A 23,275-nucleotide genomic window follows, 5' to 3' on the forward strand; every position below is an offset into this window, starting at 1 on the left:
GCTCCATTATCTTGATCATCATTAGTATCAAAAAGAGTACCTTAATGGTGTGTCTACATCATCATATCCATTTAATAAACCATCACCGTCAGAATCTAGATTATTTGAAGCTAATGTGAAACCAGCTTCAACTCTATCGGTAAAACCATCGCCATCTGAGTCTAAATCTAAATAATCTGGAATACCATCAAGGTCTGTATCAATAACGGTTAAACCTTCATTACCTGTTCCTTCATAAGCATCACCTAATCCGTCTACATCTGTATCATCAACCCCTCTTGGAGTATAAGAAGAAGTAAGTTGTGCCTCTACATTATCTGGAATACCATCATTATCAGAATCGATATCCAAATGATCTTCAATACCATCATTATCACTGTCGATACCTTGATAAATAGTATACTTTGGTGACGAACCGCCACCAGATGCAGTACCATCAAGACTATTTGCCGATGTTGTATTCGTAGGTGTGAACAATCCGTTAATGTCACAAGTTTGGAATAAAATAGACCCTAAATAATCTTGTGTAGCAAAACCTGTTTGCAATTCTCCAGTAAAGTTAAATCAAGGTTTGTAGTTTCATAATAGTTAAAATACGCAGCCAACTTAGGTCCAAAATCAACTCCTGGCCATGTTTCATCAGGACCTTCAAAAGTTGCGGTACCCGTAGCTAAATTTTCTGATACTGTAAGCAATGAATTACTATCTACAGCATATAAACCTGGTCGCGTAAGTGTAACACTCTCTTTCGTATTTGCACCATCAATATCATAGATTACCCCACCGAATCTAATAAGGTTCACTTGAAAATCTGTGCCTTGTGCTACCAAACGAATGTTAAAAGAAATACTACCTTCTTCACCCGCAACACTTATTCCATCTCCTACATCAAAAGTAGGTTGCCAAGCATCATCACTACTACCTGCTGGAAATGCATCTATTGATGTTAACGTAGCATTATCAATATCCGTAATTCTAACAATAGCATCTAAAACACCCAATGATGATGTAACCACTGGTGAGAACCTATATTCCGCACCTACAGTACCTGCACCACTACCTGTACCCGTTATGTAACTACCACCTTTAAATGAACCGGCTGGAATACCGCATGCATCTCCTTGCGTATCTGTAGGTTGGAAACCTAATGATTCTACATAATCTAAAATACCATCGTTGTCATTGTCGATATCTATAAGATTATCAATGCCATCACCGTCGGTATCAGTAGGTTCTAAATGAACATGTTCATCTCTAAAATCTACTTCACTGGTAAAAGGATCTTGAGTATTTAAGAATCCGGTTACATCTTGATTATCATTTGTAGCTCCGTTTGAATCTGCTATGCCATTAGGTGCAGATATGCTTAAATCAAAAGCATCATCTAATCCATCATTATCAGAATCTATACCTGATGGAGTAATATCAGAAGTCAAATCATCATTATAATCATAGACTTCGGTCATATCATCTAAACCATCATTATCAGAATCTGTATCTCTGTAATCAGGCATATCCGTCCCATCTGAATTTGTTGGTTCATTGATAGATTCCCCAGAACCCGCAGGTGCAACTTCGTAATTATCAGCTAAACCGTTACCATCTGAATCTGCAGATGGAAAAAGATGACTTGAAGTTGATTGCCATTCAATATTATCTATTATACCATCACCATCAGAGTCAATATCTAAATAATCTGGACGACCATCTAAATCTGTGTCTACTGGTGAAGTTGTTAAGCTTCCGCCGTTATCAACATCAAAAGCATCATCTATTCCATCATTATCAGAATCGTTACCAGAAAGTTGTACTAAAGCAGCATCTGTTTGTGCTTCTACTAAATCTCTAATACCATCATTATCAGAATCAATATCCAAATAATCTGGACCAGCTGTACCGTCAGAATTTACAGGAACTGCTGTTACCCCGGCACCATCTACACCACCATCTTCTAAAATATCTGGAATACCATTGGTACCCACTCCACTTTCGGTACTATCTATAAATCCATTACCATTAGTATCTAGACTACCATTACCTGTTTCAACAAGATCCGGAATACCATCATTATCACTATCCAAGTCTAAACTATCTGGAACACCGTCTCCATCAAAATCACCAGAACCTTCTACTGTATCTGGAATACCATCGTTATCATCATCTTCATCGCATGCGTCTGGTAGCGCATCACCATCTGCGTTTATAGCATCATCAAAACCTTCACAGGCATCTAAAGAATTTTGCACACCGTCACCATCACAATCACTTGTTGGTAAAGGACTACCTCCTATAGATTCGCAATCGTTCAATGGATTTGTACCATCTGTATCTTCTTGACCATCATCAATGCCGTCACCATCAGAATCAGGATTATATGGATCTGTACCATTGGTAACTTCAGTTCCATTTATAATTGAATCACCATCACAATCTGCCGCTGCCCAAATTGGGTTTGTAGCATCATAACCTGTATAACCTGCTGCCTGAACTGGACTACAAGGATCTAATGGGGCAACATCTAAATCATCTGGTACTCCGTCACCATCAGTATCTGTACTATATGGATCAGTACCATTGGTTACTTCTGTACCATTTATTACTCCGTCGTTATCACAATCTGCCGCTGCCCATATTGCATTACCACCATCATAACCGTTATAACCAGGAGCTTGAACTGGATCACAAGGATCAAGTGGATCATTGTCCACATCATCTTGAATTCCGTCACCATCGGTATCTGTATTATATGGATCAGTACCAAAAGTATCTTCTGTACCATTGGTAACATTATCACCATCACAATCTGCTGCTGCCCATATTGCATTGGTTGCAACGTAACCTGTGTAACCTGCAACTTGTGAAGGATCACAAGGGTCTAACGGATCTGCATCTGTATTATCTGGAATACCATCACCATCTGTATCTGTACTATATGGATCCGTACCGTTGGTAACTTCTGTACTATTAATCACTCCGTCGCCATCACAATCTGCCGCTGCCCAAATAGCATTGTTAACATCATAACCTGTGTAACCTGCCGCTTGTACTGGATCACAAGGATTTAAAGCATCTGAATCTGTGTTATCTGGAACACCGTCACCATCGGTATCTGTATTGTAAGGGTCCGTACCGTTAGTAGCTTCCGTACCATTTAAAACTCCATCACCATCACAATCTGCCGCTGCCCAAATAGCATTGGTTGCATCGTAACCAGTGTAACCTGCAGCTTGTACTGGATCACAAAGATCTAACGGGTCAGCATCTGTGGTATCTGGCACACCATCTCCATCGGTATCTGAACTATATGGATCAGTGCCATTGGTATCTTCCGTACCGTTTAAAACACCATCACTATCACAATCTGCCGCTGCCCAAATAGCATTGCTAGCATCATAACCTGTATACCCTGCCGCTTGTACTGGATCACAAGGATCTAAAGCATCTGAATCTGTATTATCTGGAACACCATCACCATCAGTATCTACATTGTAAGGATCCGTACCATTGGTATCTTCTGTACCATTGGTAACTCCGTCACCATCACAATCTGCCGCTGCCCAAATAGCATTGTTAGCATCGTAACCGGTGTAACCTGCTGCTTGTACTGGATTACAAGGATCTAACGCATCTGTATCTGTATTATCCGGAACACCATCACCGTCTGTATCTGTACTATATGGATCTGTACCGTTGGTAGCTTCAGTTCCATTGGTAACTCCGTCTCCATCACAATCGGCTGCTGCCCAAATAGCATTGGTAGCATCATAACCTGTATAACCTGCTGGCTGAACTGGATCACAAGGATCTAGTGCATCGCTGTCAACGTCATCTTGAACACCATCACCATCTGTATCATTATTAAAAGGGTCAGTACCATTGGTAAACTCTGTACCATTATCAAGATTATCTCCATCACAATCGGCTGCTGCCCAAACTGCATAATTTTCATCGCCTGGAGCACGCACTGTTGGTACGGTAACCTCACAAGGGTCTGATGGATCTGTACCGTTGGCTATTTCGAATCCGTTTGTTTCACCATCACCATCACAGTCTAATGCATTCCAACTTGCTTCAGCATTAGCCGTAACCTGATTTGTACTATATACACACGGATCTAAAGGATCCGTATCTGTAGTATCTGGATCGCCATCGCCATCATCATCTAAATCACAGATACCAACTAATCCGTCACCATCTAAATCTAAATCTTCCGTAGTTACCGCACTTACATTGCCAGTTGTATAGGCAGCTGCTACCACCAATCCGTTGGCTAATATTTTTCCTGAACCATCACTAACAGTTGCTGTATCGGCATCATTATATACCAAACCATCACCATTATCGGCAGTACTACTTTCATATGCTTCATTGGCATCTGAACAACCATCTGCATCACTATCTAAATTTAAAAAATCTGGAGTACCCGCCGTAGTTTCCGTAGGAACTGTTCCTGTACCTGCTGTATTAGGGATACCTTCAGTACTTACTGCTCCATCTGCAATACCATTGGCATCTGCATCCGTACCACCTGATTCTACAACATCATAAATTCCGTCATTATCACTATCTAAATCAAGCGTATTTGCTACACCATCATTATCATTATCACAATCTAAAACCGATCTAAATGCAAAACCTTCATTTACGTGATTTGCACTTGAATTTATAGTTCCATCTGCGAAATAACCAATATCCATAGGGAAAGTTATTCCTGTACTTGTATCAATCAATAAAGACCATTTCGAATCTGGCACAAGTCTGGAAAGTCCGGCTGCATCAGGAGCCACTTGAAAAGGAGTTCCTGAAGTAATTACTGCTCCATTTCCTAAATCTGTTTCACCCAAGGGATCGGACAATACTGCCGTACCGCCACCTTATGGCCATGTAATCGTAACTGTTTTATCTGCATTTTGAATTCCTCCAACGTCACTGTTCGGCTCAAAGGAAGAAACCCTAATAGCATTTTGTACCGCATTTACTGGCTCTTGTAACGTAAGTGTCATTTCTACGGTAGGATCTGTTCCTTGATTCCATCGTACTTGTAGACCATTATCGGCGGCAGAGAACCGGTTTTATCTAAAATATTATATTCAGTAGATGTAATAGTAAACTGTTGACTTACTCCGTTACCATTATTATATTCTCCTGTTAGCAATAGCGTATCATCTCCCGATAAAATTGAGCCTTTTGCCGGCGTACATTCTAAGGCATTCGCTATACCATCATTATCATTATCGTCATCACAAAAATCACCAACATTATCACCATCTGCATCATTATATAAGGGATGATTTGGTGAACATTCAGAACATGCATCTGACTGTTGTAAATTGTCTATAGATGTACCGGCTCCTTGAGAAGACCCACCAGGAATACCTGCTGCATCTGCCGTAGCCGTAAGTTGAAAACTACCATCTATATCAGTATAATCATAAGTTGCGGCACCCTCTAAAGCATCTGGGCAACCATCATTATCACTATCTAAATCTAGATGATTATAAATTCCATCATTATCCGTATCTAAATTATAAGCACATAAAATATTAACTGTCCACCCAATATTATCGGCATTAGCCGTATCCATTTGAGTTATTACAATTTTGTCTATTGCTTTATCTATATTAAATCTAAAGTTGGCTTCTTGACCACCTCCACCAATTATTGCGGCTATGGCATCTCCGGTAACAGGATCATAAGAAGCTCCCGACCCTATGGTTCCACTAAGTGCATAAATATCTGCCGGAAATTCTACTTGAACTCCATTATTAAAAAATCTAATATTTTGACTTTCATTATAAGATCCTGCTGCATTTCTAGCTAAACTTCTTACATTAAATTCTGTAGATAATATAAGTTCAGAAAATACAATTTCTGTAGAAGTACCTGTAACCCCAGAACTAGAATTACGCGTTTGCATATCTACCCTAACGGTACCATCTGTGTAATTTGGATTGCCAGCAGCGAAGATCCCTGAACCTATTGTAGTTGTTACAACTGCTGAAACACCACTATCAAAATCCTTTAAATAAGTAACTAAATCGCCATCATTACTATCTGGCGCTAAGGCGTTATAGGATGCATCTGTAAAATGAATATTAGTTGAAGAAGTTGCCCCACATCCACTATTAGATTCATCAACATCTAAAATACCATCATTATCATCGTCTTCATCACAGGAATCACCAATGGAATCACCATCAAAATCTGTAAACAAAGGATGATTTGGAAGGCATTCTGAACATGCAGTTGATTTTGCTAATTTGTCTAATGAAGTACCTCTGCCCTGAGCAGAACCACTAGGTATACCATTGGCACCTACAGCTACAGTTAATCTAAGGTCACCATCTATATCATCATAATCATAACTTGCATCGCCCTCTAAAGCATCTGGGCAACCATCATTATCGCTATCTAAATCTTTACAATCTACAATACCATCACCATCGGTATCTGTAGTAGCTATTCTTGGAAATTCACCAATCTCCATTCTAAACTGTTGTGTACTTGGAAGGATATTATCATCCCAATCCATATAAAAATAAGTTGTACCATAACTCTCAGCAACGATTGCACTGGTTCCACCACTACCATTTGCCTCAATACTTGCATAACCAGAACCGTCATCTGTAGTAACCGTAACACTAGCTGGTGTATCACCATTAACATAATGCATTTGGCTATTAGACAAATACGTTTCAATCTCACCTGTACTGAATGCAACACCTGCTTCTGCCTCTCTTCTTATATCAACTGGCTCTGAGAATTCTAAAATAAACCCTGCATGACCACCCAATAAACTACCGGATGATGCACCCATGTAGAGTCGGGCATCATCTGGTTCATCAGAAACTGAAGTAATTGTTACGGTGATGCCTGCTAAATTTGCGTTTAAATCACCTAAATCGAATGTACCTATTACCCCCCATTCATTATCACTACCAGTTCTACCAGACCAATAGGTTGTTCCTATTATTCTATTCCATTGAAAATCTACCCAACTAACTGAAGTATCCTGAACACCAATAACCGATGCCGGTGGTGCTACACATTCATCTGAATCTAAAATACCATCATTATCATCATCTAAATCGCAACCATCTGGCACGCCATCATTGTCGTTATCAGCACTATCGTCAAATCCTTCACAAAGATCTAAAGTATCTGGAACGCCATCATTATCATCATCTAAATTTTCTACAGTAATTACTGCCGTTGAATCATCTACAGATGAATTAGAATCTGTTTGATCTTGAGTGTTAGAAATTGTATTTGTAATACTTCTAGTTGCGAATGGAGCATCTATATCATCGGCAGAAGCGACAATAACTATTGATTGCTTTTCACCCTTTACCATATCACCTACATTCCAATTTGGAGCAGACCAAACACCTTTGCTTGGAGTTGCACTTATTAAAGTTAGACCTGTTGGTAATTCATCAGTAATAACTAAACCAGTTGTATCATCTAGTCCTAAGCTTTCTACGGTAATTGTAAAAGTTACCGTTTCTCCTTCTGTTATTGTTGTCTTGTCTGAAGTTTTACTAATAAAAATATCTGGATTACAATAAAATACCTGAATTACATTAGAATTATAATCGCATCCACTTTTTGATACATTTACGTAATGTTCACCAATTTCAGTAGGAGTATAACTTCCGCTGGTAGCTCCAGGTATGGCAACTCCATCATTAAACCATTGGTAGGTATCAAAAATTTCTGTAAGCGTAATAGTACTTCCTAAACATCCTGAACCTGAAATAGAGTAATCTACTACGGGTACGGTATCAAAACCAGAAAAATAGCCCCCTGTGCCCAATGCACCACTAAAACCAACAACTCCAACAGCAATTGCTCCTGAAGATTGTACATAAATATTACCAGTTAAATTTGGTATATAAAAACTTTTCCAAGGTAAGCCCGTGGCTGGTATAGCAGCAGGCAAGGTTACAGGAACACCATTAGAAGTTACTACAATATTAGCATCAGGAGTACTATTTGATGCTAGAATGGTTAACCCACCAGCTATTGTTTTTCCTGCTAAATCTTCAATAGTACTAATGTTGTTTACATTATCTGGAAGTAGACAATTAACAGGTGCAATAAAATTCATTCCAATTGTTGCTCCAGAATTACTACCTGCTAAACATTGGTAAGCATACACATTTTTTGATGTAGTAACGGTCATATTGTTACCCGCTGTACCGCCAGAATAATTTGACCCAGGAACTAAAAAATATTCCCCGTCATTTATAGTTGCAATGGGAGTTGTTGCCCCATTAACAAAAATATCTGTACCACTAGCTGTTCCTATTATTATAGGAAATTCTAAAGCATCTGTACCACCACCTCTAATAAAAACATATTCACGACCAATAATATCAATAGGCACTGGTTGATCTGTTCCTCCATCTTGAATATTAACGTTAGGAAGAACACCAAGTAAAATATGACCAACACTAATTGCTATATCCTTATCTGATATAATATCTGCACCTAACCATCCGTACCTATTGGCGTCACCATTATTTCCTTCAACTTCCAATACATAAGATTCTCCTTTATTTAAAGTAATAGTAATCGTGTCATCGGTTAAGCCTGTATTATCATTTCCTAGTCGAAAAACACAATCAGGATCATAGTCTGAAATAGTAACTGTTGTATTATCTTCTGTAGCCATAATCCCTAAGGCCGCATTAAAAATATGTCTATCATGTAGAAAAGGAATACCACCCCATTTAAAATGTGTACCTAGTGCTGCGCGACCTTTAGAGGTTAAGGAAACCCCTTGAGAATTGCTATTCCCCCTATAATTGGCATAAAATTTTTGCCCTCCCGGAGCTTCTAAACGTAAACCAGCTGTACTACTAACAAAACCAACCTCTGCGTTAGGTAATAACGTTATACCATTCTCTCTAGAGGGTAAAATATACGTGTAAGGAATAGTGTTGGACACAGAAACCGTTGCTAGCGGAGTTGCCGAGGTTCCTACGTAAATATTAACATCAAAAGGTATGGTTTCTGGGGTAGAAAGATATACGTATTGATCTACAATATAATTAGCATTTGTCTCAGCTAGCGGTGGCATGTAATGCAAGTCACTAAGTTGAGCATAAGAACTACTCATGGCGAAAACAAGAAATACCAGAGATAGAAACTTATTTTTAATTGTTGAGGCCTTTATTTTCATAGTGTAATTTTGGTATCGTAATCTGAATTCAAAAAAATTAGTGGGTAATCTTCTTGATGTATTTTGATTTGAGAAGAGTTTTGTCATTGTTCTTCTGATGATTAAAAAATTGGAAGCTTTAAAAGCAAAAAGAAACAATTTGCAGTCAAACAAATGATTTTTTAAGTCGTAATACTTGGTATCTATAGATGAATGGGTACAAAGTATCTTTTAATGGCAATAGCAATATATCGATAAAGCAAAGTGTACTAAAATTGAAAAATCTCAAAAACTTAAAAATGGTTTTATCTCTTACAAATTCCTCTTCAAAAAGATTATTGACACCACTAAAGCTTGTTATTTTTTTGGAGTTGAGTATAGAATAATCCATAGTGCGTTGGTTAGTACGAAAACAGCTACCCTATTAAATGTACGTAAAATACTACATAAACATAGCTAATGTTCTTAAATATAGTATCAGAAAAAAAAATATGCCACTTATTGTTGTGAAGAGCGAGCTGGTTGTATGAGAAAGCCCATAATTTGTATATGAAAAAAATAAAAAACCATGTATTTCATCGATAAGACCAATAATATTAAGAGTTCACAGATTTCTCATCTCCATCTTTATTTTTGAATTTTGAAAGTGTCCATTTAGGAAATACAGTTATTTTTTCATCATTAGATTTGTAAGTTTTTATTTAGAATTGAAAGGTGATTTTATGGCACAAAAAAAAAGGGAAGGAGCATTGCTCCTTCCCTTTTTACTATATAATTAATGGTTTGTTTCTTTATTTATGCCGCTCTATTTCACCACGATGAATTCCGAACGTCTGTTCATCTGATGTTGCTCCTTGGTACATGCTACACCGTTGCTACAATCGTTCGTCAGCTGCGTTTCGCCAAAGCCTTCAAAAGAGATGCGGCCTTCATCGATTCCCTGTTCCACCAAGTACGCCGCAGTGGACTTCGCCCTGTTCGCGGACAAACGTAGGTTATAGTTGTCGTTGGCCCTCGAATCCGTATGGGAACCTACCTGTATCTTCACATTGGGATATTCGTTAAGATACGCCAATACCTTGTTCAGGCTGATCCTGGCATCCTCACGGATGAAGTGCTTGTCAAAATCAAAGTAGATCGGTTCGATGTTCAAATACTTCATAAGGTCAGTCCCGATAGGTGCGGACTTGTCCGTCTGTGCCAATACCACTTCTATGCCCGTGGCGTCCTTCGCGTTCACCGTGGCGAATATCTTGTCGCCCTCGTCGTAGTCCGTTTTCGTGGCCACCACTTTGTAGTTGCCGTCCTCACAGTTCCCTTCCATGGCGAACGCACCGTTGGCGTCCGTCTGCGAACTCGCTATCAGGTTCTTCTTCGTATCGTACACCTTGATGGTCGCGTTGGCAAGCAAGGCTCCCGTCTTCTTATCCTTCACCACCCCGGTAATATTGGTATGGCAGGTAAAGTCCAATGGTTCCTTTTCCACAAAACTATAGATATCGTCGTTCCCTTGCCCTCCTTTTCGGTTACTGGCGAAATATCCTTTTTTTGTTTCTTCGTTCACGATATATGAAAAATCGTCCTCTTCCCCGTTCAACGGTCTTCCTACATTTAAAACTTTACCGCTGTCGTTCTTCAGGTCCGTTCCGAATACATCGAGACCTCCCAGTCCGGGATGTCCGTCAGACGAGAAATATAATATGTCCGATTCCGTTACGAACGGAAAGGTCTCCCTCGCCTCCGTATTGATCTGTGGGCCCAAATTCCGTGGTGCACCGAAGGTGCCGTCCTTGTTGATCTCTACAGAAAAGATATCCGACTCCCCTGCCGTTCCCGGCATATCCGAAGCGAAATATAGTTTTGTCTCATCGTTGTTCAAGGTCGGGTGTGCCACCGAATAGCTGTCCCCGTTAAAGGGTAGCTCCACGATATTGCCCCATTCTTCATCTATCAGGTCGGCCCTGTATATTTTTAGTCTGCTTATCCCTTCCTCGTCCTGGAGAACTTTCCGTTGTTGGAGTTGTTCCTCGTAAAGTACATCGTCTGCCCGTCCTTGGTAAAGGCCGTGGAGGATTCATGGGTCTTCTTGTTCAGTTTCCGGTCCAGCTTGTCCAGTGCCGTGAAATTGCCTGGTCGTCGCCCGTAGCCTTGTACAGGTTCAAAAAGGCGCCGTTGTTCCATCTGTGGATGTTCTTGGATACCAGTCCGCTGTCCCTTGCCGTGGAAAAGATAAGGTCCTTACCGTAGAAAGAGGGCGCAAAATCCGATACCTTGGAGTTCAGCCCCAGGTTCTTAAGTTCGTACCTCCCCGAGCGTTCCTCGATCTGTTCCAGGTAGTCCTCGTTGTTCCCGAAGGTTGCGCGCGCTGGTCGTTGGACCTTGCCGTCTTGAACTTGTTCATCCAAACGTCAGATGCATCGTACTTCTCCAGCGATTTTAAGGTCTGGGCGTACCGGTACATGTATTCCGGGTCGATATCCGTTATCCCCAACTGGAACAGTTGCCCGTACCAATTGGACGCCTCTTGGTAGTTCGCGTTCAAATAGTTCGCGTTGCCCAGATTCTTGAATATCTCCTCTTCCGTATACCCGTCCTCTAAGGTCCTCATAGGACTGAATCGCCGAGGCATAGGAATAGTTCGTGAACTTCGTATCCGCTTTTCGTATCTTTTTCTCCTGTGCCTGTGAGGCCATGGCCATCAATGCCAGACCGCAGAATATATATCTTGTTTTTTTCATGTCTTGTCCGCTTGTTGGTTAGAAGAATCTTGGGGTGATCACGCGTTTGTAACGGTTAAGGAACTCATATCTTAGAAAGATCTCGAAAGAACCGTCGTTGAACCTCGTGGCACCTAGATCGGTGATCTCCCTATCGTACGCGACGCCTACCATGAACTGGTCCGTGATCTGGAACCCGAAAAGTGCGCTCAGAGCGGCGTCCCAACGGTAGGCCAGACCTAAGGAGAACTTATCGTTATACAGGAAATTGGCGCTTACGTCTATCTGCAACGGTGCACCCCTTACCGCCTTTACAAGGCCCGCAGGTTTGAACTTCCACCTATCGTTTACTTCGAATACGTATCCCGTGATGAAATAGAAGTTCATGCGCTCTTCCGCCAAAAAGGAACTGCTGTTCGTATTGGAACCGTCAAAATGTTCCGTCTGCAAGAAGTTAGGTACCGATAATCCGACATAGAAATGGTCCGTGTGGTAATAGACCCCCGCTCCGATATTGGGCGAGAACTTGTTGTCTATGTTAGGCAAATTGCTCTCCGCACCGTAGTTCCTCAGCTTAGAGAAATCAACGTTCAAAAGATGGCCACCGGCCTTTAGACCGAAGGACAGCTTGCCTTCGTCTGACGTCTTTACCGTATAGGAAAAGGCCGCGTCCACGTACGTGTCCTGGTTCGTGCCGTTACCGATCTCATCGTTGACCACCGACAGCCCCAGGCCTACACGCTTGGAAACCGGCGTATGGAAATTGAGCGTCTGCGTCGTGGGCGCCCCGTCAAGGCCCACCCACTGAGAACGGTGCAGCGCAGCGATACTGAACACCCCGCGAGAACCCGCATAAGCTGGGTTCACAGAGATCGTGTTGTACATGTACTGCGTATATTGCGCGTCTTGCTGGCCGAAGACAGAGACGAGCCCCGCAAACATCGATACGACTGTTATGATTACTTTTTTCATGGTTATTTGGTTTTTTGAGGGAAATTTATCTGTTGATGTATAAGTAGCCTGCCTTGTTTAGGTTATCTCCTTTGTTCTCATATTTGATCACATAGAAGTATACACCAACCGGTAGTTTCGAATCTGTTTGAATAGTAACTCTTCCGTTAGAAACTCCTCTAAAGGTGTTCGTAACATTATCGTAACGGTTCATTTCATAAACTATGATACCCCAACGGTTATAAATCTGAACCGTGTTATTAGGGTAAGACTCAATATTATCTATTAAGAACTCATCGTTTGTACCGTCTCCATCTGGAGTAATGACTTCGTTGATAACAGAAATACCTGTATCTACCAACTCTGGATCACAACCTGCTTCTAACGTTGGTACACCGTTCAATGAATCACAAGGATTAAGAGGATCTGTTCCGTCTTCTATTTCCTGTCCGTCTAGAATAGTATCGCCATCCGTATCTGCAACATCTAGATCAGTACCTATAGCCTCTTCTTGAGAAGTGGTTAAACCATCTTCATCACAATCAGAGATTAAATAATCACCACCTTGTTCTAAAGTTATGCTACGCTCAATGTAATCACAAGGATCTTCTGGGTTGGTATCATCATCAATCTCTTGACCATTAATTACACCATCACCATCACAATCAGCAACTAAGTAATCACCTGAGAAAGCCAAAGTAACATTCTCTATTACGTAATCACATGGGTCATTCTTATCTGTCCCGTCTGCTTCTTCTTGCGTATCAAGTACACCATCTCCATCACTATCACCTATTTCTCTAAAGTTTACTTCTGGTGTAGTATCATCGTCATCATTATCCGTACCATCGGCACCTGTATCTAAATCATTGTTTACATCTAGACCTTATGGTGTATCGTCAAAGCCGTCATCTAATCCGTCATTATCAGAATCAACACCTGTAAAGGTACCTTGACCAGCTTCATCAATATCTAGAACACCGTCATCTTCAGAATCAAGGTCTAAGTAATCTGGAGTTCCGTCACCGTCCGTATCTTCTGGAATCAATCCACTTATGGGTAGTTTGTATCCAAGCCTACTTCATCAAAAGCATCTGCAGGAACAACATACGCTAAGGTAGGCTGCGCTTCTACGTTATCTGGAATACCATCATCATCAGCATCAATATCTAAGTAGTTAGCTCCACCAGTTCCATCTGTATTTGGTGGTACTGTTCCTTCTGAACTATCTGCTTGACCATCAGTATTTGCATCTGCAAAACCAGTATCATCAGCGTCAATAACACCATCACCATTTGTATCAAGTGCACCGTTACCGGCTTCCACTACATCTGTAATACCATCATTATCTGCATCAATATCAAAGTGATTAGGAATTCCGTCACCGTCAAAATCAAACGCTGGTTCTGTTGTTCCGTTTACATCACCTACTAATGGATCGTTAGGATCATCATCAGAATGGTTAGGAACACCATCATTATCATCATCTGCACTTGGGTCGATTCCGTTGGTCTCCACTAAATCCGCTATACCATCATTATCGTCATCAAGATCTATTGTATCTGGAATACCATCTTTATCAAAATCTAGGATATCTCTAAAATCTACCTGAGTTAAATCAGCATCATCTTCGTTATCCGTTGCAATGGCACCTGTATCCAAATCATTGTTTACATCGTTACCAGGAGTATCATCATAGGCATCGTTAAGACCATCTCCGTCAGCATCTGCCAATGGATCAGTCATTGTACCTTGACCTGCTTCTAAAGCATCTTCTACTCCATCCGCATCTGAGTCAGAATCAATATAATCAGGAATACCATCCATATCTGTATCTGCTGGCTCTATACCATATGGATAATTAGTATCCAATCCGGTTGCATCAAAAGCATCTGCTGGTACTATGTAAGCATCCGTTGGCTGTGCTTCTACATTATCTGGAATACCATCATCATCTGCATCTATATCCAAGAAGTTAGCTTCACCTGAACCATCTGTATTTGGTGGTACTGTTCCTTCTGAACTATCTGCTTGACCGTTTCCGGTTGTATCTGCAAATCCGTCATCATTACTATCAATAACACCGTCATTGTTTGTATCAAGATCTCCGTTACCTGCTTCCACTACATCTACGATACCATCATTGTCGGCATCAATATCAAAGTGATTAGGAATTCCGTCACCGTCAAAATCGAACGCCGGTTCCGTTGTTCCGTTTACATCTCCGATTGCAGGATCGTTAGGATCATCATCAGAATGGTTTGGAACACCATCATTATCATCATCTCCACTTGGGTCAATTCCGTTAGCCTCATCTAAATCTGAGATACCATCGTTATCATCATCAAGATCTACCGTATCTGGAATACCATCTTTATCGAAATCTAGGATATCTCTAAAATCTACCTGAGTTAAATCAGCATCATCTTCGTTATCAGTAGCAATGGCACCTGTATTTAAGTCATTGTTTACATCTATACCTGGTGTATCATCAAAAGCATCGTTCAATCCGTCATTATCCGCATCGGCTAAAGCATCTGTTAAAGTACCTTGACCAGCTTCTAACATATCAGATATACCATCTGCATCAGAATCATCATCTATATAATCTGGAATACCATCGTTATCTGTATCTTCTGGCTCTAATCCTTGGATAATTGGTATCTAATCCTGTTAAGTCAAACACATCTGCAGGAACTATATAAGCTGCTGTTGGTTGTGCTTCTACATTATCTGGAATACCATCATCATCTGCATCAATATCCAAGAAGTTAGCTTCACCTGAACCATCTGTATTTGGTGGCGTTGTTCCTTCTGAACTATCTGCTTGACCATTATCATCAGTATCCGAAAAACCAGTATCGTTATTGTCGATTACACCATCATTATTCGTATCAAGTGCACCGTTACCTGCTTCCACTACATCTACGATACCATCATTATCAGCATCTATATCAAAGTGGTTTGGAATACCATCACCGTCAAAATCGAACGCTGGTTCTGTTGTTCCGTTAACATCACCTACTAATGGATCGTTTGGATCATCATCAGAATGGTTTGGAACACCATCGTTATCATCATCTGCACTTGGGTCGATTCCGTTGGACTCATCTAAATCTGAGATACCATCGTTATCGTCATCAAGATCAACCGTATCTGGAATACCATCTTGGTCATGATCTAATACAGATCTGAAATCTACTTCAGTCATATCTGTATCATCTACATTATCAGTATCAGTAGCACCTGCATCTAAATCATTATTAACATCATTACCAGGCGTATCATCAAAAGCATCGTTAAGTCCGTCTCCATCAGCATCTGCTAAAGGATCTGTTAACGTACCTTGACCAGCTTCTAACATATCCGATATACCATCATCCTCAGAATCCAAGTCTAAATAATCTGGCGTTAAATCACCATCTGTATCTTCAGGAACTAAGCCTGTTGGATAGTTGGTATCTACACCATCTCTGTTGAAAGCATCCGCAGGAACTATATAACCTGTTGTAGGTTGTGCTTCTACATTATCTGGAATACCATCATCATCTGCATCAATATCCAAGAAGTTTGGATTACCTGCAGTGTCCGTATTTGGTAACGGTAATGGATTTGCTGCTGTATCATCATCAAGACCATCATCATTAGCATCTGTAAAGCCATCAACACGACCGTCATTATCCGTATCGGTTCCACCAGCTTCAACAATATCAAGAATACCATCATTATCAGAATCTAGATCGAATGGATTTGGTATACCGTCACCATCAAAATCACATGATTGAGTTAATGTAATACCATCAATTCCAAAATCGTTACCGATACCTCCTCCTGTGTTATTATCAATAGCGAAAGTCATATTTGTATCCGTAGCCACGAAGACTAAAGAAACTTCTTTCCATTCACCATCGTTAGGAATATCTCCCGAATCAAACTGATCTACCACAGTTCCTCCACTATTCAGCACTATCATTGAAACATTTGGTGCAATAGGCGTGTTGCCTAAGAATTGTTCCGTACCGTTATCTGCATATCCAGGATTGAACAAGTTGATAATTGCCGTTTTAAACTCATAGGTTTCCCCTACTGTTAAACCTGTTATGGTTTGTTCGTAGAAACGACCTGCTGTACCATCTGCGTTGAAAAGAGCAAAGTACCCTATCTCTCCAGGAGCATCAGTTGTATAGTCTTCTATATCTAACCAGAAGTTAGGAATAGGCTCTCCGGCTACATATGAAAGACCCACTGAGTTTGTTACCAATGCATAGTTACCATCTGATGGCCTAGGCGCATCATTACCATATGTGGTAGTAATACTAGCTGGCATTGGTTTGGTATACGTGTTATAATTATCTGGGTTACCAGCACCGTCACCAGCACCATTAAAATAGGTGTCGTTAGCAATATCTGCTACGCCAAAGTCTCCATCAGGAATTAATGATACACTTCCCATACCACTACATTCTTCCAAATCTGGAATACCATCATTATCATCATCAAGGTCAACGATATCCATAATACCATCTTGGTCACGATCTAGTATAGATCTAAAATCAACCTCAGCAGTATCAACATCATCTTCGTTATCCGTAGTGATTGCACCTGTGTCCAAATCATTGTTCACATCATTACCAGGAGTATCATCAAAGGCATCATTCAACCCATCTCCGTCAGCATCTGCCAAAGGATTTGTAATTGCGCCTTGACCAGCTTCCACTACATCTGTAGTACCGTCACCGTCAGAATCAAAATCTATATAATCTGGAGTTAAATCACCATCTGTATCTTCTGGTCGTAAACCGTTAGGGTAATTTGTGTCTACTCCATCTCTATTGAAAGCATCCGCAGGAACAACATAAGCTGCTGTAGGTTGTGCTTCTACATTATCTGGAATACCGTCATCATCTGCATCTATATCTAAGAAATCTGCATTACCGGTAGTATCTGTAGTTAAAGGTATTGTACCTTCTGAACTATCTGCTTGCCCATCGTTATTGGCATCTAGAAAACCAGCATCAATACTATCAATAACACCATCGTTATTAATATCCAAAGCATCGTTTCCGGCTTCGTATACATCAAAGATTCCGTCATTATCCGCATCTATATCAAAATGGTTAGGAACACCGTCGCCATCAAAATCAAAAGCTGGCTCTACAATTCCGTTCACGTCACCAACTAATGGGTCAGCTGGATCATCATCTAAATAGTTTACGATACCATCGCCATCATCATCGGCACTTGGATTAACTCCGTTGGACTCATCTAAATCAGAAATACCATCATTGTCATCATCTAGATCAACAATATCCATAATACCATCTTGATCACGATCTAATATAGATCTAAAATCAACCTCAGTAGCATCAACATCATCTTCGTTATCTGTTGCGATTGCACCAGTATCCAAATCATTGTTTACATCATTACCTACAGTATCATCAAAAGCATCATTTAAACCATCGGCATCTGCATCAGCTAAAGGATCAGTGATTGCACCTTGACCTGCTTCCACTACATCTGGCGTACCATCATCATCAGAATCTGGATCCAAGTAATCAGGAATTAAATCGCCGTCCGTATCTTCTGGTGTTATACCACCTACATATTGAGTGTCTAAACCATCAGCGTCAAAAGCATCATCTGGAGCTACATAAGCTGCCGTTGGTTGTGCTTCTACATTATCTGGAATACCATCATCATCTGCATCAATATCTATGTAGTTTGCACCACCTGTGGTATCTGTATTTAATGGGGCTGTACCTTCTGTAGCATCAGCTTGACCGTTATCATTTGCATCTACAAAGACATCATCATCACTGTCAATAGCTCCATCCTTATTGGTATCTAAAGCACCAGTACCATTTTCAACTACATCTAGAATACCATCATTATCTGCATCTATATCTAAATGGTTTGGATTTGCATCACCGTCAAAATTATCTATTGGTAAAGCTGTACCAGAACCATCTGTAGCCGTTGGAGTTGTATTATCATCTGTATCTGCAATATCTGAAAGTCCGTCACCATCTGCATCGGCAATTGGACCTGTACCAATAACACCATCGTTATCTGGGTCTGAACCACCAGCTTCAGTTACATCTGGAATACCATCATTATCAGAATCAGTATCTATTCTATCATCAAATCCGTCACCATCAGTATCAGGATTATCTAAAGGCGTACCAGGAGTTGTAGCATCTGCAGGATCTACACTATCAGCCAGCCAAACCATCACGGTCTGTATCTGTAGCGAAAGTGTCTATAACACCATCGTTATCTGCATCTGGACCACCAGCTTCTGTTACATCTGGAATACCATCATTATCTGAATCTAAATCTATTCTGTCTTCGATACCATCACCATCTGAATCTTCATCTGGTAAAGGAGTCGTTGCAATTTCATCTGCAAGACCATCATTATTAGTATCGACCATAGAAGTTGGGTCACCAGCAATTGGGTAGTCTATATGACCATCACCATCTGTATCTGTACCACCAGCCTCTATAGAATCTGGAATACCGTCATTATCTGAATCTAAATCAATACTATCTGGAATACCATCACCATCTGTATCTCCTGTTTCATCGGTATCTAAAATTCCGTCATTATCATCATCAATATCAACAGTATCCATAATACCATCATTATCAGAATCTAATATGGATCTAAAGTCAACCTCTGCTGTATCTAAATCATCTACATTATCTGTAGCAATTGCACCTGTATCTAGGTCATTGTTTACATCATAACCAGCAGTTGTATCATCATAAGCATCGTTCAAGCCATCTGCATCGGCATCGGCTAATGGATCTGTGATTGTTCCTTGACCAGCTTCTTCAACATCACTAACACCATCGGCATCAGAATCTGCATCTAAATAATCAGGAATTAAATCACCATCTGTATCTTCTGGAGTTAATCCAACAGGATAACTTGTATCTAATCCGTTAGCAGCTTCAGCATCTGCAGGCGGAATATACCCAGCAGTTGTTTGTGCTTCTACGTTATCCGGAATACCATCATCATCTGCATCTATATCTAAGTAATCTGGACCACCTATGGTATCTGAGTTAGGAATTGGAAGCGGAGAAGCAGCTGTAGCATCATCCCAACCATCTGTTGTAGCAGTATCATCAAAACCATCTACTATACCATCTCCATTAACATCAAGACCACCAGCTTCTGTAGTATCTGTAATACCATCATTATCTGAATCTATATCTAAGTGATTTGGAACACTATCTCCATCAAAATTATCTATTGGTAAAGGTGTACCTGGACCATCGTCAAGCGTACCTGTTGTATTATCATTTGGATCTACTATATCTGAAAGTCCGTCACCATCCGTATCTGTAATTAAACCAGTACCAATTCTACCATCGTTATCTGGATCTTCACCACCAGCTTCAATTACATCTGGAATACCATCGTTTTCAGAATCTAAATCTATTCTATCATCCAAGCCATCATTATCCGTATCTGGATTTGGAATTGGCGTACCAGGAGTAGCAGGACCAACTGGGTCAACGCTATCTGCAAGTCCGTCATTATCGGTATCGGTCATGAAAGTGTCAATAATACCATCACCGTCACCATCCATACCACCAGCTTCGGTAGTATCTGTAATTCCGTCGTTATCAGAATCTAAATCTAATCTATCTAGAATTCCGTCATTATCAGAATCTTCATCTGGTAAAGGCGTAGTATCAACACTGTCAGCAACACCGTTACCATCTGCGTCAACAAAACCATCTACAGTACCATCGCCATCTACGTCTTCGCCACCGGCTTCTAAAGTGTCTGTAATACCATCGTTATCGGCATCTAAATCTAAGTAATCTGGATTACCGTCACCATCTGTATCAATAGGGTCTATACCATCTGTATCTGTTCCTACTACAGGAATACCTGTTAGAGGGTCAACAGCTCCAGGTGTATTGAACCCGCTTGTAGTTTGTGCTTCTACCGTATCTAAAATTCCGTCATTATCACTGTCTAAATCGTAAGCGTTGATTATTCCGTCGCCATCAAAATCTCCACTATCATCGGTAGTACCATCTCCATCTGTATCAAAAACATTTGAAGTTGAATTAATTTGTACACAACCATTTTGTGGTGTACAAGGTGCACTACCTTCCGGTCCGTCTGTAGTATCATTATCCACTACATCTGCAAGTCCGTCATTATCTATATCTGTAATATTATCAAGAACACCATCACCGTCTGCATCTATATTACCAGAACCACTCTCAACAATATCGGTAATACCGTCATTGTCAGAATCTAGGTCTAATTGATTTGGAACACCATCGCCATCTGTATCAAAATTAATACAGATACCGTTCGCATTTAATCCGCCACAAGTTGGGAAATCAGCATCATAATAATTTGGAGTACCATCGCCATCTAAATCATCATCTGGATCAGGTAAGCCCATTGTTGCACAATCCCATCCGTTAACACCATCAAAGGTTGCTGCACAGAAATCTGGATCTTCATAATCTAAAGTTCCGTCACCATCTGCATCGCCATTATAAACTTCAATAACATCTGGTATACCGTCATTATCATCATCTAAATCTAATGGAGCCCCTGAAGCTACAGAAACGGGAATTAAGATAGCCTCGCACTGACAGTTTGTACTAGAAGGCAAAAACTCTACTATAAAGTTCGTACCTGAACAAGCAGCACCAACAGTAGTGAATATAATTTCATCTGTAATTGTAGACGAATTAGGAATAGCATCAGCTATAGTACCTGTTGAGATAGCAGCACCATCAATATCTCCATTTACATCTGCACAGTACACACTATATGCATAACCGGCATCTGCATCTACAAGAGCTGTATTTTCAATATCTAGAGATAAATGATATTCATAATTATTACTAGTATCTACCGAAAAGAAACTATCATTTGGCGTTCCAACTAAAATTGGTTTTTCCAATGGCATTACCTCATAAGAAGAACCCGTAGCTACTTGAAAATCTGAACAGCTAGCCGCGGAACAAGTTACCCCAGAAACCTCTACATAGTTTACTATCTGCACTTCTGCCTCATCACCACAAATACCTTCATTGGTAGTGATAAAATCAAAGTCGAAAGTTATAGTTGATCCAGCAGTAACACCAGCTGGATAGTTTAATATAAGCTCTTCGTGGTCGCCCACTGTTGCTATACTATTAAAAGTGGCTCCGTCTGCACTTGCAAAAGAGGAAGCTACATATTCAATGCCTAGTATTAAGGTTACTTTTCCAAAATCCGCACCGCCAGTAGTTCCTCCTGTAATTGTAGTAACTACATTAATATTATCTGTAACACCACACCCTTGAATTGGCGCACCAAAACCAGGTAAGTTAATTGTGCTTAAAGCATTGTAAGGCGATACTGCACCTTGCGCTTCTATAGAATTAGAAACTATTCTAGAACCATTACCAGCGGCAATATTACCACACGGTTCTTCTCCGTATACCTTAAAGGTGAATTCAGAATTGGATATAAAATCGCACTCCAATTGAATTTCAAGATCAACATGTGCGGTTCTTTCATCTATAGAGTTCACAGCAGGATTACCAGCAATACCCTTTAAAGCAAGAATAGCCGTATGTTCCAATAAATTTACTTTAGCTATACCATTTTCTATGGTTACAGTTACTGGCTGAGTATCAGCAGACCCTTTAGGATAAGTAACATCTGTACTTACTATAGTAATACCACCAGCTCCACCAGGAATGGCAAACTGTAATGAAGGGTTTATTAAATCTCCCAATTGTGCACTAATAACATCAACTCCTATATCAAACGGAGTACATAAATCTTGTGCCGTACTAGGTTGATTCGTAATGCCTACCTGTACTTGTGAACCTTTTGGCTCTAATGTTATAGAAGTAGAATTCTGATAACAGGTAGCTCCCACTCCTTGAAAGTCAGAAGTATCTATACTTACATCTGGATAACCAGGGTAACCTGAACAATCCCAACCATGCTCTACAAGAACTGTTAAATTTTCACACTCATCAAAATCTGCTTTGAATCGTATAGATTTTGTGGCACCTGAAGCAACAGAACCTGCTTCAATCCACGTTTTATCTCCAGATTGATAAAAATTAACTGGAGTTTCTAAGCCACCAGATACACTAGATGCGCTTGTGATGTTTATACCAACTGGAGCAGTAACTTGCAACCAGTTAAAATCTACTGCTTCTGGACTGGTGTTACTTATATTCGTATCAAAATCTACCGTATAGGCATCACCATTAATGGTAGGTAGTGGTGATTGTACAATAAATGTAGGTTGTGTATAACTAAAGGTATTCTTATAGCTATAACTTGAAGGTACAGGCGTTGCATATGCAAAATCGTCATAATTAACGGTAAAGTCATATTGCGCTGACGCAGGTGACTCACAAGTTCCCATAAATTCTACATATAATCGTG

Annotated in this window: 13 protein-coding genes; all 13 read right to left on the reverse strand. The window is 40.3% G+C overall.

The features are described from left to right. Positions 1-27: 27 nt before the first annotated feature. The 13 genes from Q5W13_RS24270 to Q5W13_RS24330 all read right to left on the reverse strand — a co-directional run bounded on the left by Q5W13_RS24270 (position 28) and on the right by Q5W13_RS24330 (position 23,255). Positions 28-546, reverse strand: coding sequence for a hypothetical protein (locus tag Q5W13_RS24270; protein ID WP_304444862.1), 519 nt, complete (start codon positions 544-546; stop codon positions 28-30). Beyond that, positions 513-4,856: a hypothetical protein gene (locus Q5W13_RS24275; RefSeq protein ID WP_304444863.1), complete on the reverse strand. Its 4,344-nt coding sequence runs from the start codon at positions 4,854-4,856 to the stop codon at positions 513-515. Before Q5W13_RS24275 ends, Q5W13_RS24270 begins: the two co-directional genes overlap by 34 nt. An 18-nt stretch (positions 4,857-4,874) precedes the next feature. After that, positions 4,875-5,003, reverse strand: coding sequence for a hypothetical protein (locus tag Q5W13_RS24280; protein WP_304444864.1), 129 nt, complete (start codon positions 5,001-5,003; stop codon positions 4,875-4,877). 2 nt (positions 5,004-5,005) lie between these two features. After that, positions 5,006-9,187, reverse strand: coding sequence for a DUF11 domain-containing protein (locus Q5W13_RS24285; RefSeq protein ID WP_304444865.1), 4,182 nt, complete (start codon positions 9,185-9,187; stop codon positions 5,006-5,008). A 784-nt stretch (positions 9,188-9,971) separates the two neighbouring features. Beyond that, positions 9,972-11,045, reverse strand: coding sequence for an OmpA family protein (locus tag Q5W13_RS24290; protein WP_304444866.1), 1,074 nt, complete (start codon positions 11,043-11,045; stop codon positions 9,972-9,974). Positions 11,046-11,256: 211 nt separating this feature from the next. Continuing rightward, complete coding sequence (locus Q5W13_RS24295; RefSeq protein WP_304444867.1) at positions 11,257-11,571, reverse strand: hypothetical protein; 315 nt, start codon at positions 11,569-11,571, stop codon at positions 11,257-11,259. A 3-nt stretch (positions 11,572-11,574) separates the two neighbouring features. Beyond that, positions 11,575-11,904 (reverse strand): hypothetical protein, encoded by a 330-nt coding sequence (locus Q5W13_RS24300; protein WP_304444868.1) that lies wholly within the window; start codon positions 11,902-11,904, stop codon positions 11,575-11,577. An 18-nt stretch (positions 11,905-11,922) separates the two neighbouring features. Further along, positions 11,923-12,855 (reverse strand): PorP/SprF family type IX secretion system membrane protein, encoded by a 933-nt coding sequence (locus Q5W13_RS24305; protein ID WP_304444869.1) that lies wholly within the window; start codon positions 12,853-12,855, stop codon positions 11,923-11,925. Positions 12,856-12,880: 25 nt separating this feature from the next. Next, positions 12,881-13,531 carry a T9SS type B sorting domain-containing protein gene (locus tag Q5W13_RS24310; protein ID WP_304444870.1) on the reverse strand — a complete coding sequence of 217 codons (651 nt, stop codon included), beginning with the start codon at positions 13,529-13,531 and terminating at the stop codon, positions 12,881-12,883. Between the two features lie 189 nt (positions 13,532-13,720). Further along, positions 13,721-13,882 (reverse strand): hypothetical protein, encoded by a 162-nt coding sequence (locus tag Q5W13_RS24315; protein WP_304444871.1) that lies wholly within the window; start codon positions 13,880-13,882, stop codon positions 13,721-13,723. Between the two features lie 5 nt (positions 13,883-13,887). Next, the gene (locus Q5W13_RS24320; protein WP_304444872.1) at positions 13,888-15,402 is read right to left on the reverse strand and encodes a hypothetical protein; all 1,515 of its coding nucleotides are present in this window, start codon (positions 15,400-15,402) and stop codon (positions 13,888-13,890) included. 55 nt (positions 15,403-15,457) lie between these two features. Then, entirely contained in the window at positions 15,458-19,069 is a 3,612-nt protein-coding gene (locus tag Q5W13_RS24325; RefSeq protein ID WP_304444873.1) for a hypothetical protein, read from the reverse strand. After that, complete coding sequence (locus Q5W13_RS24330) at positions 19,053-23,255, reverse strand: hypothetical protein (RefSeq protein WP_304444874.1); 4,203 nt, start codon at positions 23,253-23,255, stop codon at positions 19,053-19,055. The genes Q5W13_RS24325 and Q5W13_RS24330 overlap by 17 nt, the downstream gene beginning before the upstream one ends. Between the last annotated feature and the right edge of the window lie 20 nt (positions 23,256-23,275).

Origin of the sequence: Zobellia laminariae (assembly GCF_030553095.1) — a bacterium.
In the GTDB taxonomy this organism is placed as follows: Bacteria; Bacteroidota; Bacteroidia; order Flavobacteriales; family Flavobacteriaceae; genus Zobellia; species Zobellia laminariae.